General features: G+C 72.8%; 14 protein-coding genes. 5 read left to right on the top strand and 9 right to left on the bottom strand.

The window, feature by feature from the left end:
- Both ACFE86_RS16270 and ACFE86_RS16265 read right to left on the bottom strand, forming a co-directional pair.
- Nucleotides 1-661: GIY-YIG nuclease family protein (locus ACFE86_RS16270; protein WP_375456369.1), on the bottom strand; the 661-nt coding region annotated here is incomplete at its 3' end.
- A 72-nt stretch (nt 662-733) separates the two neighbouring features.
- A complete protein-coding gene (locus tag ACFE86_RS16265) occupies nt 734-1,459 on the bottom strand; it encodes a chemotaxis protein (RefSeq protein WP_375456368.1) in 726 nt (241 codons plus the stop codon).
- Nucleotides 1,460-1,704: 245 nt separating this feature from the next.
- Between ACFE86_RS16265 and ACFE86_RS16260 the strand changes: the two genes are divergently transcribed.
- On the top strand, nt 1,705-2,460 hold the full coding sequence (locus ACFE86_RS16260) for a L,D-transpeptidase (protein ID WP_375456367.1): 756 nt from the start codon (nt 1,705-1,707) through the stop codon (nt 2,458-2,460).
- Between the two features lie 89 nt (nt 2,461-2,549).
- On the opposite strand, the gene ACFE86_RS16255 is transcribed toward ACFE86_RS16260, so the two are convergent.
- The 7 genes from ACFE86_RS16255 to crtD all read right to left on the bottom strand — a co-directional run bounded on the left by ACFE86_RS16255 (nt 2,550) and on the right by crtD (nt 10,278).
- The gene (locus ACFE86_RS16255) at nt 2,550-3,272 is read right to left on the bottom strand and encodes a DUF2076 domain-containing protein (protein ID WP_375456366.1); all 723 of its coding nucleotides are present in this window, start codon (nt 3,270-3,272) and stop codon (nt 2,550-2,552) included.
- A 273-nt stretch (nt 3,273-3,545) separates the two neighbouring features.
- Nucleotides 3,546-4,460 (bottom strand): outer membrane protein, encoded by a 915-nt coding sequence (locus tag ACFE86_RS16250; protein WP_375456365.1) that lies wholly within the window; start codon nt 4,458-4,460, stop codon nt 3,546-3,548.
- A 260-nt stretch (nt 4,461-4,720) separates the two neighbouring features.
- Entirely contained in the window at nt 4,721-5,491 is a 771-nt protein-coding gene (pgeF, locus tag ACFE86_RS16245; RefSeq protein WP_375456364.1) for a peptidoglycan editing factor PgeF, read from the bottom strand.
- Nucleotides 5,492-5,752: 261 nt separating this feature from the next.
- The gene (locus ACFE86_RS16240; protein ID WP_375456363.1) at nt 5,753-6,826 is read right to left on the bottom strand and encodes a class I SAM-dependent methyltransferase; all 1,074 of its coding nucleotides are present in this window, start codon (nt 6,824-6,826) and stop codon (nt 5,753-5,755) included.
- A complete protein-coding gene (gene lgt / locus ACFE86_RS16235) occupies nt 6,823-7,707 on the bottom strand; it encodes a prolipoprotein diacylglyceryl transferase (protein WP_375456362.1) in 885 nt (294 codons plus the stop codon). Before lgt ends, ACFE86_RS16240 begins: the two co-directional genes overlap by 4 nt.
- Before the next feature lie 178 nt (nt 7,708-7,885).
- The gene (locus ACFE86_RS16230; RefSeq protein ID WP_375456371.1) at nt 7,886-8,743 is read right to left on the bottom strand and encodes a carotenoid 1,2-hydratase; all 858 of its coding nucleotides are present in this window, start codon (nt 8,741-8,743) and stop codon (nt 7,886-7,888) included.
- Nucleotides 8,740-10,278, bottom strand: coding sequence for a 1-hydroxycarotenoid 3,4-desaturase CrtD (gene crtD / locus ACFE86_RS16225; protein WP_375456370.1), 1,539 nt, complete (start codon nt 10,276-10,278; stop codon nt 8,740-8,742). Before crtD ends, ACFE86_RS16230 begins: the two co-directional genes overlap by 4 nt.
- A gap of 105 nt (nt 10,279-10,383) precedes the next feature.
- Here crtD and ACFE86_RS16220 point away from each other — a divergent pair, with 105 nt between their 5' ends.
- From ACFE86_RS16220 to ACFE86_RS16205, 4 genes are all read left to right on the top strand, one after another.
- Nucleotides 10,384-11,253: a polyprenyl synthetase family protein gene (locus tag ACFE86_RS16220; RefSeq protein ID WP_375456361.1), complete on the top strand. Its 870-nt coding sequence runs from the start codon at nt 10,384-10,386 to the stop codon at nt 11,251-11,253.
- A gap of 89 nt (nt 11,254-11,342) precedes the next feature.
- A complete protein-coding gene (locus ACFE86_RS16215; protein WP_375456360.1) occupies nt 11,343-12,536 on the top strand; it encodes a methyltransferase in 1,194 nt (397 codons plus the stop codon).
- Between the two features lie 90 nt (nt 12,537-12,626).
- Entirely contained in the window at nt 12,627-13,562 is a 936-nt protein-coding gene (gene bchC / locus ACFE86_RS16210) for a chlorophyll synthesis pathway protein BchC (RefSeq protein ID WP_375456359.1), read from the top strand.
- Nucleotides 13,559-13,885, top strand: a 327-nt coding sequence (locus tag ACFE86_RS16205) for an AAA family ATPase (RefSeq protein WP_375456358.1), incomplete at its 3' end; no start/stop codon positions are given. The genes bchC and ACFE86_RS16205, both read left to right, overlap by 4 nt.

Raw genomic sequence — 13,885 nt, 5'->3', positions numbered from 1 at the left:
AGCGCTTGATCTGGTAGAGCAGGCAGGGCCGGGTGCGGTTCTCGTAGTAGCTGTCCGTGCAGGTCCGCAGCAGGAAGGCGCGCTGCAGGGCGTTGACCGTGCGGTTCACCGCCCAGACGCTGGCGAACGGCCCGTAATAGCTGCCCTTGCGCCGGCGCGCGCCGCGGTGCTTGACGATCTGCGGCGCCGGCCCGTCGTCGGTGACGAGGATGTAGGGGAACGACTTGTCGTCGCGCATCAGCACGTTGAAGCGCGGCTTCAACTGCTTGATCAGGTTGGCTTCGAGCAGCAGCGCCTCGGTCTCGGTGGCGGTGGTGACGAACTCCATCGCCGCCGTCTGCGAGATCATCCGCGCGATGCGGTTGGAATGCGCCTGCCCGCGGGCGTAGGAGCCGACGCGGGCCTTCAGGTTCTTGGCCTTGCCGACGTAGAGGACGTCGCCCTTGGCGTCGAACATCCGGTAGACGCCGGGCCCGCTGGGCAACGTGCTCCAGAACCGGCGGATCACCTCGGTGCCGGCCTCGACCGCGCCGGGGTCGAAATCGAAATCGATCTCGGGCGCCTCGTCGGCCTGCGCCGGCTCCGCCTCGTCGCGCTCGTCGTCGAAGGCCTCGGGGGGCAGATCCTCGGTGGCGCGACCTGACGGGACTCTCCGGCTCATCGCCGTGATTTAAGCCCACGGGATTCCCGGGGGAAGGGGCGAACGACCCCGCGACGGATCAATCGAACCGGATCAATCGAACAGGGCGTCGATGTCCGACTGGTCGACATGGCCCGGGTCCTCGTCGAGCTTCGGCCCGTTGAGGAGCGAACGCTCGTCGTCCGGGTCCGGCGCCGCGGGTCCGACCGCCACGAGGTCGCGGAACCCGTCGAGCCCGCTCCAGGCCGTGATCATCCGGTCGAGGTGCTCCTCGACGAAGCTCATCACGCCGACGATCTTGCTGATGCGCTGCCCGGTCAGGTCCTGGAAGTTGCAGGCCTCGTAGGCGACGATCACCCGGTCCAGGATCACGTCGACCTGATCCTGGCCGCCCTTGCTCAGCCGTCCGGCGCGCAGGAGGTTGGCGCGCGCCTCGATGTCCTCCAGCGCCGTCAGAAGCGTCGAGGTGGCGCGCTCGGTCGAGCCGACCACCGCGTCGAGCTCGTCGGCGGCGCGGCGCATGCCCTGGCCGGTGTTCTCGGACCGGTACAGAGCGGCGATCTCGTCGCGGGTGTTGGTGATCGCCGCCTTCATCACGTCGAGTTCGGAGCGCATCGCGAAGGCTTCGGCGAGTTCGCGGCGGCAGGCCTCGATGGTCTCGCCCGCGCTCGCCTGCGTGATGCGGCGCAGGTCCTGGATCGCGGCGAGGATCTCGTCGAGGCGGGCACTGCCCGCGGCCGGTGCCGACGCGGACGGCGACGCGACGGTCGCGGCGGAGAGACCGAGGCTGTCCTCGATGCGGTAGCGCTTCTGAGTCATCGGTCCGGATCAGCCACCTGCACGTCTCGTCCCATCCATGTCCGATAGTGGTTTCCGTTTGCTGAAGATGACCGCGGCGGCGTGCGGATTCATCGACGATTCACGCTGCCGCCGGACGGACGCGCCGCGACGGCGGCGGATCGGACGATTCACCACGTTCCTTCACCGAAAATCGCGCGGCGCGCACGGAACATCCGCGCTCCGACGGCCGGCATCGAGCCCGGCCGCGACGTGGGAGTGCGGCGATGCGAGCGGGTTGGTGCGTGGGAGCGGCCCTGGCCGCGTCGGCCTGGAGCGGCGCGGCCCCGGCACAGACGCGGTACGCCGATGCCGGCGGCTACGGCGGCGGGCTGATCGAGTATCTCGTCACCGGAGGAACCGCGCCCCGCGGCATCGTCGGTGCGCGTTCCGGTCGCGATGTCGCCCTCAGTGGCTCCGGCAGGCCGGCACCGGCATCGGGCGACCCGATCGAAGCCTATGGCGCCGGCGAGCCCCTGCGATACGCCGCACTGCCGCAGGCGCCGCAGGTCGAGACGGACCGGATCGCGCGCGCGCCGGACCCGGTCTACGCCCGGCAGGAAGTCGCGTTCGCCGGCCGGCAGCGGCCGGGCACGATCGTGATCGACACCCCTTCGCGGTTCCTCTACCTGGTCCAGCCGGGTGGACGGGCGCTGCGCTACGGCATCGGCGTTGGGCGCCCGGGCTTCTCCTGGGCCGGCCTCAAGACGATCAGCCGCAAGGCCGAATGGCCGGGCTGGACCCCGCCGCCGGAGATGCTGGCGCGCCGCCCCGACCTACCGCGCCACATGGAGGGCGGGCCGGCCAACCCGCTCGGCGCCCGCGCGCTCTATCTCGGCTCGTCGCTCTATCGCATCCACGGCACCAACGAGCCGCACACGATCGGCCAGTCGGTCTCCTCGGGCTGCATCCGCATGATGAACGACGACGTGGTCGACCTCTACGACCGCGTCCCCGTCGGCACGCAGGTCGAGGTGCTGTGACGCCCCGAAGACGGAGGCCGTGAGAGGACCCGGCGCCGCGTGGCGCGGCCCCGGGTTCGCGTCGTGCTGCGGCGCCTGAGCCGCGGGGGTCAGGCCCAGTCGCTGTCGTCGCCGCCGCCGAGGTCGCCGGCGAAGTCATCGTTGCCGCCGTCGAAGGCGGTGTCGCTGCCGCCGCCGAGCGGGGCGCCGAAATCCTGGGTGCCGCCGGCATCCGAGCCGAAGGCGCCCTCGGTCCCCGTGCCGCCGAGCCCCGCCGCCGCGGCGCTGCCGAGATGCGAGTGGCCGCCAGCGAAGGCGTTGGACAGGGCACTGCCCAGCAGCATGCCGCCCGCCGCGCCCGCCGCCATCGGCAGGGCGGTCGCCATGAAGCCGCCGCCGCGGGCCGGAGCCTGCTGCTGGCCGGCCCAGGGACCGCCTTGCTGTCCGCCCTGCTGTGGGTAACCCTGCTGCGGGTAGCCTTGCTGCGGGTAGCCTTGCGGTGCGCCGCCCTGGTTGCCCCAGGCGCCGCCCGGACGCTGCTGCGGCTGGGGGTCCTGCCGCTGCGAACCGCCGAAGATGCTCGACAGGAACCCGCCGCCACCGGAGGGCTGGGGTTGCGAAGTCTGATGGCGGGCCTGTTCGAGCTGCTGGTTGAGGCTCTTGATCGCCTCCTCCTGCACGTAGATGAGTTGGGCCATCGCGTAGGGCGCGTAGGGCTGGGCCCGGAGCTTGTCGGCGATGAACCGCTCGGCATCCGCGTCGCGGGGCTGGCTCGACGCCTGCTCCAGGCGCTGGAAGATGCCGGAGATGACGTCGCGTTCTTCGCTGTTCATGGGGTCGTCCTCCTCGAGTCGAACCCGCGGCGCCTGGCGCCGCACGGCCGCGATACGAGATGGGGGGCGTGCCCGTGGTTTGTCAGGGGTGGCGGCGAAAACTTCACCGCCTCACGCACGGGCCCGCGCACGGGCGCCCGACCGGCGAACCGGAGCCGCCGCACGCACGAAAAAACCCGGCCTTGCGGCCGGGCTTCGGAAGGCATGGTCGGCGGCGCCCCACGGGACGCTGCCGGGAGGCGATCCGGGTACGAGTTGCCCGGTACGAGCCGCCTAGTACGAGCCGAACTTGTAGTTCAGGCCGGCGCGCACGACCGCGAACTCGGTCGAATTATTCCGGCTGAGGCCGCTCTGGAGGACGGTCACGCCCGGTGAAGCGGTGGTGAGGACCGTGCCGTTCGCGGTTGTGGCGAAGGCGCCGTTGCGGTTGCCCTGGTCGAGGTTGACGTAGAGACCTTCAATCTTGAGCGTCACCGCCGAGGAGCGGAAGAAGTTCAGGAACGAATCGGTCGGGAGCGCGTACTCGACGCCGGCGCCCGCGGCCCAGCCGGTCTGGAAATCGCTGCTCGACACGCCGGAACCGAACTGGCGACCGCCGCCGCCGCCGTAGGCGAAGCCGCCGGTGCCGTAGACCAGGGTGCGGTCGAAGGCGTAGCCGAGGCGGCCGCGCACGGTGCCGAAGTAGTCGAGGCTCGACACGCCGGACGGGTTGTACACCAGGGTGCCGGGGATGATGCCGCCGGTGCCGCCGGGCGTGGCGAAGGCGAAGCGGTTACGCCCGCTGCCGAAATCGACGTACTGGGCGTCGGCCTCGACGCCGATCACGACGCCGGAGCCGGGCGTGAACTGGTAGTTGTAGCCGACCTGACCACCGCCGGTGAAGCCGTCGTTGCTGCGGTTGCCCGGGAAAGCGAGGACGCCGGTGGTCACGGCAGTGCCGGGCGCATTCGCGAAGACACGGTTGGCGGGGTTGCCGACGGGCGACACACCGATGATGGTGGCGCCGCGGTTGTCGTTGGCGTCGAAGCCGTAGCCGGCGTTGATACCGAAGTAGGCGCCGGTCCAGGTGAACACCGGCACGGGAGTGAACACCGGCGGGGGCGCGCGGCGCGGCAGGTCGGCGGCGAAGGCGGAGCCGGCGAGCGCGATGCCGGCGAGGGCGGTGACGCCCCGAAGCATGGATTTCATGGTCTGGTCCTCATTCCATCTGGTGCCGCCGACCTTTCCGGTCCGTGCGGCATCGATTGCCCGTCTTTAAGTCAGCGGTCCCCGGGATGCTGTTGCATTGCAGTGACGCCGACCGCCGCGAAGGCGGCCCCTTTGTGGCGCACTGCTGTTGTTCCCTTGGTACCTCGCCACATCAACGCACCCGAATGGTCAAGGTTCGCTTGCGGCCACGCTTTTTTTTCGTCCCCGCCCTGGACGCATCGACGCGGGCGGGAACGCGGTCAGGGCGTCAGCGCGATCGCCGAGATCAGCCGGCCGTAATCGGCCTCGCCGCGGTGGGTGGCGCGGCGATAGCTGTAGAACCGCTCGGGGTCGGCGTAGGTGCACAGGCCGAGCGTCGACGCCGCGCCGATGCCGGCCTCGGCCAGGCGCGACAGCACGAAGCCCGGCAGGTCGAACTGCGCGTGGCCTGGCCGCGTGCCGGCTGCGAAGAAGGTCTCTGCGCCTGGCGCCTCGTCGCGGAACCGGGCGGCGAAGTCGGCGCCGACCTCGTAGGCGCCCTGGGCGATCGTCGGCCCGAGCACCGCGACGATCGCCGCGCGCCGGGCGCCGAGACCCTCCATCGCCGCGACGGTCGCCGCGACGACGCCGGTCAGCGCCCCCTTCCAGCCGGCATGGGCGGCGCCGACGACGCCGTTCTCCGGGTCGGCGAAGAGGATCGGGCCGCAATCGGCGGTGGCGATCCCGAGCGCCAAGCCCGGCACCCGCGTCACCATCGCGTCGGCCCTGGGCCGGTCGTCGGGCGCGAACGGCGCCTCAACCACCACGGCGTGCGCGGAGTGGACCTGATGCAGGCTCACCATGCGGTCCGGGGCAAGTCCGAGCCGCGCGCACATCCGTGCGCGGTTCGCGGCGACCGCCTCAGGGCGGTCGTTCGAGCCGAGCCCCCCGTTCAGGGCGGCGTACAGCCCCTCCGAGACGCCGTCCCGCCGGGTGAAGAACGCGTGGCGGACCCCCGCACACGCGGCAAGTTGCGGCGCTTCGACGAACATGGCGGCTCCCGGCGCGCTGATCGGACGACCTCCCGGCTCGATAGCCGAACGCGGCCGCGGTGACGATAGGGCGGCCGCCCCGGACTCGGGAGCCGGGCCGACGGTTGCGTCACGGTCCGAGTCGTGGCGCTCCCGCCGACGCGGGGAACGGAACGCCGCGCCGTGTCTTCGATGTGACCGGCAAACGTCGCACCCGGGACGATGCAGGCCATGCCGACCGCCGTTGCCCGCCCGGGGCATCCGTGCGGCACCGACGCCGTCTCATGCGTTCGGAAATCCCGGCAGCGGCGGCAGGTCCGGCGCGCCCAGCCCCATCGCCTTGAACAGGCTGCCCATCCCGCGCGGCGCGGGATCGGTGAGGCGCTGCGCCGCCGCGTCGATCGCCGCGGCCCGATCCGGCGTCGCCCGCGTCTTCAGCCGCTGGGACCGCTCGGACAGGCCGAGCGCGTTCAGGAACGCGCGCTGGTCGACGGGCCCGTGCAGCGTCACGCCCTCGGCGCAGGCCGCGCGGCCGAGGGCGGAAAAGTCGACATGGGCGGTGAGGTCGGCCTCGCCCGGTGCTTCGAGCGGCCCGACGAAGCGGTGGCCGGCGACCGCCTGGAGGGTGTCGCCGAAGCCGGGCCGGACATGGCCGTAATCGATGGCGAGGAGCGCGCCGCCCCGGTCGCGCAAGCGCCGCGCCAGGGCCCGCATCAGGTCGAGGGCGGGCGCGGGCAGGGTCATCACCGCCCCGTCCGGGGCCTCGGCCGTGATCGCCGCCGTCGGCTCCGGCGCGAGGCCGAAGGCGAGGGCGTCGCCTGCGAGCCCGACCACCCGCTCGCACCAGCCGCGCGGGGTCCGCACGAACTGGCGCACCGGCAGGCAGTCGAAGAACTCGTTGGCGATCCAGATCGCGGGGCCGGGCGGCACGGCATCGGGCTCGGCGTGCCAGGTCGGTCCGGCCCCGGCGAGCGCCGCGCCTTGCGCCACCCGCAGGACGGCGCTGGTCTCGACGAGGTGGAGGTCGATCCGGGCATTGGGCGCCACCGCCCGGAGCGCGCGCAGCGCATCCGCCATCAGCGTGCCGCGGCCGGGGCCGAGCTCGACGAGGCGCAAGGGACCGGGCGCGCCCATCAGCCCCCAGACGGACGCGATCCAGATCCCGATCAGCTCGCCGAACATCTGGCTGATCTCGGGCGCGGTGGTGAAGTCGCCCCTCGCGCCGAGCGGATCGCGGGTGCGGTAGTAGCCGTGGACCGGATGCCCGAGGCAGAGCGCCATGTAGCGGTCGATGCCGATCGGCCCGGTCTCCCGGACCAGCGCCGCGATCTCGGCGCCGAGCGGCGTGGCGCTCACGCCTCCACCGGGCCGTCGCCGGCCGCGACCGGGTGGCGCGGCCGCGTGAGGCCGCGGGCGGCGAGCACGACGACGACTAGGCCGGCCAGCGCCATCGGCACGCACAGCAGCATGCCCATGGTCACGCCGCCGCCGAGCGGCCCGAGCCGGTCCCCGAACAGGTAGCCGAGCTGGCGGTCGGGCTCGCGGAAGAACTCGCAGGCCGTGCGCGCCGCGGCGTAGCCGAGGACGAAGATCCCGCCGAGCAGACCGGGCCGGCGGAAGCCGAAGCGGTTGACCGCGAGCGCCATCACGACGAACAGCAGCAGGCCCTCGGTCGCCGCCTCGTAGAGCTGGCTCGGGTGGCGCGCCAGCGCGCCGCCGGTGGGGAAGACGACGGCATAGGGGAAGTCGGGCGCGGCGCGGCCCCAGAGTTCGCCGTTCACGAAGTTGGCGATGCGCCCGAAGAACAGCCCGATCGGCACCACCACGGCCGCGAGGTCGAGCAGCGTGAGGGCGCCGAGGCGCCGCGCGCGCGCGAACAGGACCATAGCCAGCACGGCGCCGAGGAACCCGCCGTGGAACGACATCCCGCCGTTGCGGATCGCCAGGATCTCCATCGGATCGTCGAGATACATCGGCAGGTTGTAGAACAGCACGTAGCCGATCCGCCCGCCGAGCACGACGCCGAGCGCCACCCAGACGATCATGTCGTCGATGTCGGCGGTGGTCGGGCGCTGCACGGGGCCCCAGCGGCGGTCGGCCAGCACGAGGCGGCGCGCGTAGAACCAGCCGCCAATCAGCCCCGCGATGTAGGCCAGCGCGTACCACTTGATGGTGATCGGCCCGATGGCGAGCGCCACCGGGTCGATCGCCGGGAAGGGCAGGGCGAGGAGCGGCATCGGGGCCTCCCGTTGGGACGGGGGGCATTGGACGCCGGCGCCGGAGGGCGTCAAGCCCGTGCCTGCCGCAAGCGGCGGGAGCCGCCCGGGTGGCGGAGGCGGGGTTCCTTCGCGGCGCGCGGCCCGGGTCGGCCCGGCCGGGATGCGGGAGAGGGGAACGGGCGCTTCCGGGTCCCCTTCAGGTCCGCCGCGGCATCCGGAACGGCAGCATCAGCCGCACCAACGGGTTGCGGAAGCGGTCCAGCGACAGGCTCTCGTGGACCGGGCGGACCGCCTCGCCGGCGAGCTTGGCCGAGAGCAGCGAGCGCGCGTAGAACGGCGTGTCCTCGAAGGTCCGCACGACCGCGGCGCGCGCGTCGTCGCTCCGCGTGGAGCGCGGCACGCGCCAGAACCGGGTCGGGGGGAGGGCTGCGGCGAGCGGCGGGCTAATGTCGCGGCGGGCGCCGGTGCGGTCGAAGCGCAGCGACAGGTTCTGGCCGGAGCCGTCGCGGCGGTGCACGTCGTAGAGGATCGCCGCGCCGTCGCTGAGGTCGGCCCGGCACCACGTCCAGCGCGTGAAGGCGTCGGCGAGCGGCGCGTCGCCGTGGTTGGTGTCGAAGTAGGCGGTGCCGCGCCAGCGCAGGCCGGGCTCGGACAGATCGACCTCGACGGGCGAGGACGGCGCCATCGGCCACCAGCGGTGCTGCCCGTGGGCGTCGAGGGTGAAGGGACCGGGCGTGATGCCGCCGGGGTAAAGCCTCACGGTCCCGCGGACCCGCGAGGGGATCGGTGCGGTGACCTCGTCGAGGGTGACGGTGAGCGCGGTGCCGTCCCAGGCCATCGCGCTCGGCCCGATGCGGATGCCGGCCGCATCGCGCGACAGGGACCCTCGCCCGCGCTCGGTCATGCAGAAGCGGTTGGCGCGCTCCCCGTAGAGCACGACGTTGACGGCGCAATGGTCGAACGGGTCGCGGCTCGCGTCCCAGGCGTAGTAGGGCGAGAACACGCTGCCGATGAAGGCGATGATCGTCAGGCCCTGGCGCCCGTCCTCGCTCAGGGCGTCGACGTACCACCAGACGTAGCCGTCGCGGCCGACCGGCGTGTCGAAGCGGGGCGCGCCGCCCGCAGATCCGCCAGCAGCGCGTCCGCCGCGATCCGCCCCGACTGCGCCGCCATCGGCACCCCCGGGCCCGGATGCACGCTGCCCCCCGCCAGATACAGCCCCGGCAGCTTCGTGCGCGCGCCCATCCGCTTGAAGGTCGCGCTCCAGCCGTGCGAGGCCCGGCCGTAGAGCGCCCCCCCCGTCGCCGGGAACAGGGCCGCGAAGTCGGCCGGCGTCGTCGTCACCGTCTCGGCCGCCGACAGGCTGAGGCCGCAGGCCGAAAGCCGCGCCCGCATCGTGGTCTCGCATGCATCGATCTCCGATCGCGTGAGGGGTCGTTCGCCGTTGGCGGGCGCGTTGACGAGGCAGAGCAGGCGCTCGGGCCCGTCCGGCGCCGCGTCCCCAGTCCGGTCCTGCGCGCAGACGTAGGTGGTCGGGTCGGCCGGCAGGCGCCCGCGCCGGATCGCGTCGAACTCGGCGCGGTAATCGCCCGAGAAAAAGACGGTGTGGTGCACCAGGGGAAATCCTTCGGCGCGGGCGTTGAGGCAGAATGTCACCGCCGAGAGCGAGCGGTCCGCCGCCGGCACCGGATCGGCGGCGCGGGCCGCCTCCGGGCCGAAGAGCCCCGCGCCGAGCGCGGAGACGTCGCCGTTCATCACCACCGCGTCGGCGGCGATCCGCTCGCCGTCCGCGAGCGCCACGCCCGCGACGCGCCCGCCCGCGACCAGGAAGCGATCGACCGGTGCGCCGTAGCGGATCGTCGCGCCGCGCGCCTCCGCCAGGTCGGCCACCGCGGCCGCGAGCCGGCTCAACCCCCCGGCAATCGACCACACGCCCGCCTGCTCGACATGGGCGACGAGCATCAGCGTCGCGGGCGCCTGGTAGGGCGACGAGCCGCAATAGGTCGCGTAGCGCGCAAAGAGCTGGCGCAGCCGCGGATCGCGAAAATACGCGTCGAGCGCCCCCCACAGGGTGGCGAAGGGCTGGATGCGCCAGAGGTCGGCGAGGCCCGACGGACCGGCGCGGCGGGCAAGCTCCAGCGGGCCGGGCCGGTCGCCGCGGATGAACGGCGCGTCGAGGGTGCGGAACACCTGCGCGGCGCGGGCGCAGAAGCGGCGGTAGCCCTCGGCCTCGCGCGGTCCGGCGAACGCCGCGATGGCGTCAGCGGACGCGTCGATGTCGGCCAACAGGTCGAGGCGCTCGGACGCGCTCCAGGCATGGCGGGCGAGGATGCGCGCAGGGGTGAGCGCGACGTGGTCGGCGAGTTCGGCGCCGGCCTCGGCGAAGATCTCGTCGAGGAGCCAGGGCATCGTGAAGACCGTCGGGCCGGCCTCGATCCGGCTGCCGCCGACGGGAACGCTGCGCATCTTGCCGCCGGGCGCGTCCGCCCTCTCGAGCAACGTCACCGCGCATCCGGCCACGGCGAGCCGCAGGGCGGCGACGAGGCCGCCGATGCCGGCACCGATCACCACGACCCGCCGCTCCCGCATCGCCACCCCGCTCCCCGACACGATCGGCATTGATCTCCGCCGCGACAAGTGTCAATCATAGATGACACTTCAGGACGACAACCGCAATTGACACGGGAGGCCATGGTGGACGCGAGGCAACGCATCGAACGGACCCTGGACAACGCCGTCGCCTACGCGGAAGCGCCGGGCGCGCCGCCGCTGCTGGCGGAGGCGATCCGCTACGCGGTGTTCCCCGGCGGCCACCGCATCCGCCCGCGGCTGTGCCTGGCGGTGGCCACGGCCTGCGGCGACGACGATCCGGCGGCCGCCGAGGCCGCCGCCTGTGCGATCGAGCTCCTGCACTGCGCCTCCCTCGTCCACGACGACCTGCCCTGCTTCGACGATGCCGAGACGCGCCGGCAAAAGCCCACGGTGCACGTGGCCTACGGCGAAGCGCTCGCGGTTCTCACCGGCGACGCGCTGATCGTGCTGGCCTTCGAGACGCTGGCGCGCGGCGCCGCGCGGAACCCGCACCGCCTCGCCGCCCTCGTCGGCCTCGTCGCCCGCGCCGTCGGCTCGCCCGCCGGCATCGTCGCGGGGCAGGCCTGGGAATCGGAGGGGCACGTCGCGCTCTCGAACTACCAGCAGGCCAAGACCGGCGCGCTGTTTGCCGCCGCCACCGTCGCCGGTGCGGCGGCGGCCGGCGCGACCGCACTGCCGTGGCGGCTGCTCGGCGAATGCCTGGGCGAGGCCTATCAGGTCGCCGACGACCTGCGCGACGTCGCCTGCCGGCAGGAGGAGATCGGCAAGCCCGCCGGCCGCGACGCGACGCTCGGCCGCCCCAACGCCGCGCTGCTGCTCGGCATGGGCGGCGCGCTCGACCGCCTCAAGCGCCTCGCAGCGGAGGCGATCGAGGTGATCCCGGCCTGCTCCGGCGCCGACGCGCTCCGCGCCGAGATCGCCGCCCAGACCCGCCTGTTCCTGCCCGCGAGCCTCGCGCACGAACTGGCCTGAGGCGAGCCTCGCGCATGCTGTCGGAGCCGGGTTCGTCCGCAGAGGGCGCGGGTCCCTTCTCCCAGGAGGAGAAGGACAGGATGAGGGGCGTGACGTGTCCGGATACGGCACGCCCCTCACCCCAACCCTCTCCCCAAGGGGGAGGGAGTCACGCCGAACCCCGTCTCACCCTGCGCGAGCGTTGGCGCGCCTTCCGCATCGCCCGCGTCGCGAGCCCGGCCTTCCAACGCTGGGCGGCGGGCTTTCCGCTCACCCGCGGCATCGCGAGGAAGAACACGCGGGCGCTGTTCGACCTCTGCGCAGGCTTCGTCTATTCGCAGGTGCTGTTCGCCTGCGTGCGCCTCGGCCTGTTCGCCATCCTCCGGCCGGGGCCGCTCTCGTCCAAGGCCCTCGCCGTTCGCCTGTGCCTGGAGCCGGAGCGAGCGGAGCGCCTGCTGAAGGCCGCGGCCTCGCTCGATCTGATCGCTCGGCTCCCCGACGGGCGCTGGGCGCTGGCCGACCTCGGCGCGGCGCTGATCGGCAACCCCTCGGTCGCACGGATGATCGAGCATCACGCCATGCTCTACGACGACCTCGCCGACCCGGTGGCGCTGCTGCGCGGCGAATCGGGTCCGACGCGGCTTTCCGGCTACTGGCCCTACGCGAAGGCCGCGGAGCCCGGCGCGGCGGGGGCGGAGGCGGTCTCCGGCTACAGCGGCCTGATGGCGGCCTCACAGGCGCTGATCGCCGAGGACGTGCTCGACGCCTATCCCCTCGCGCGTCACGCCTGCCTGATGGATCTCGGCGGCGGCGAGGGCGCCTTCGTCGCGGCGGCCGCCGCCCGCCACCCGACGCTGCGGCTGATGCTGTTCGATCTCCCCGCGGTCGCGGCGCGCGCCGAAGCACGGCTCGGCGCGGCCGGCAGCACGGTCGCCTGCCACGGCGGCAGCTTCTTTACCGATCCGCTGCCGCGCGGCGCCGACGTGATCTCGCTGGTGCGGATCGTCCACGACCACGACGATGCCCGCGTCGCGCTCCTCCTGCGCGCGGCCCATGCGGCGCTGCCTCCCGGCGGCACCCTGCTGATCGCCGAGCCGATGGCGGGAACGCCGGGCGCCGAGCCGATCGGCGACGCCTATTTCGGCTTCTACCTGCTCGCCATGGGCAGCGGCCGCGCCCGCACCGCCGACGAGCTTTCCGCGATGCTGCGCGCTGCCGGTTTTGCCGCGATCCGCAGCCCCCGCACCCGTCGTCCGCTGCTGGCGCGCCTCCTCGTCGCGAAGAAGTCCACCGCCCGAGTGTAAATTCAGCTTGACGCTTTTGATTGTCATTCTAGGATGACTAACCAACCGACCGATTGGGGGTCGGGCCGGGATGGAAGGGACAACGCGCTCATGGACGCACTCGCCGTCGTTCTCGAAAGACCGGAGGTGCTGGCGCTCAACCGCCTGCCGCTGACCCCGGCCGCCGAGGGCGACGCGGTGGTCGCGGTCTCGTGGAGTGGGATCTCCACCGGCACGGAGCGTCTGCTCTGGACCGGCCGGATGCCGAGCTTTCCCGGCATGGGCTACCCGCTGGTCCCCGGCTACGAGTCGGTCGGCACCGTCGAGGAGGCGCCTGCCGGCTCCGGCCTGAGCGTCGGGCAGACGGTGTTCGTACCCGGCGCACGCTGCTTCGGCGCGGTGCGCGGCCTGTTCGGCGGCGCCGCCTCGCACCTGATCGTGCCGGCCCAAAAACTGGTGCCGGTCGATGCCGCCCTCGGCGACAAGGCGATCCTGCTGGCGCTCGCCGCCACCGCCTACCATGCGATGGCGCCCAACAGCCCCGGCGAGCGCGCGCTGATCGTCGGCCACGGCGTGCTCGGACGGCTGCTGGCACGGCTCTCGACCCTGTCGGGCAGCGTGCCCACCGTGTGGGAGACCAACCCGATCCGGGCGCGGGGCGAGTACGGCTACCCGGTCGTCCACCCGGACCGGGACGAGCGCCGCGACTACGCGACGATCACCGACGTCAGCGGTGATGCGAGCCTGCTCGACACCCTGATCGGGCGCCTCGCCCCCGGCGGCGAGATCGTGCTCGCCGGCTTCTACGAGGCGTCGCTCAGCTTCAGCTTCCCGCCAGCCTTCCGCCGCGAGGCGCGCATCCGCGTCGCGGCCGAATTCCGGCCGCACGACCTTACGGCGGTCACCGCGCTCATCGAGCGCGGGGCGCTGTCCCTCGACGGTCTCATCACCCACCGGCGCCCGGCGTCGGAGGCGGAGAGCGCCTACCGCACGGCCTTCGGCGAGCCCGAGTGCCTGAAGATGATCCTCGACTGGAGGAACGCATGAACATGCACCTGACCAACGCCGCGCTCCGCGCGGAAGCCGCCATCGAGCCGGACCCGGTCGTCACCGCGCCGGCGAAGAAGGAGACGCAGATCATCGCGATCTACGGCAAGGGCGGCATCGGCAAGTCGTTCACGCTGGCCAACCTCAGCTACATGATGGCCCAGCAGGGCAAGAAGGTGCTGCTCATCGGCTGCGACCCGAAGAGCGACACCACCTCGCTGCTGTTCGGCGGCCGCGCCTGCCCGACGATCATCGAGACCTCGACGAAGAAGAAGCTCGCCGGCGAGGCGGTGGCGATCGGCGACGTGTGCTTCAAGCGCGAC

Source organism: uncultured Methylobacterium sp., assembly GCF_964244095.1.
Classification (GTDB): domain Bacteria; phylum Pseudomonadota; class Alphaproteobacteria; order Rhizobiales; family Beijerinckiaceae; genus Methylobacterium.
The sequence above is the reverse complement of the archived record's forward strand: the minus strand, read 5'-3'. Positions and strand labels throughout refer to the sequence as shown.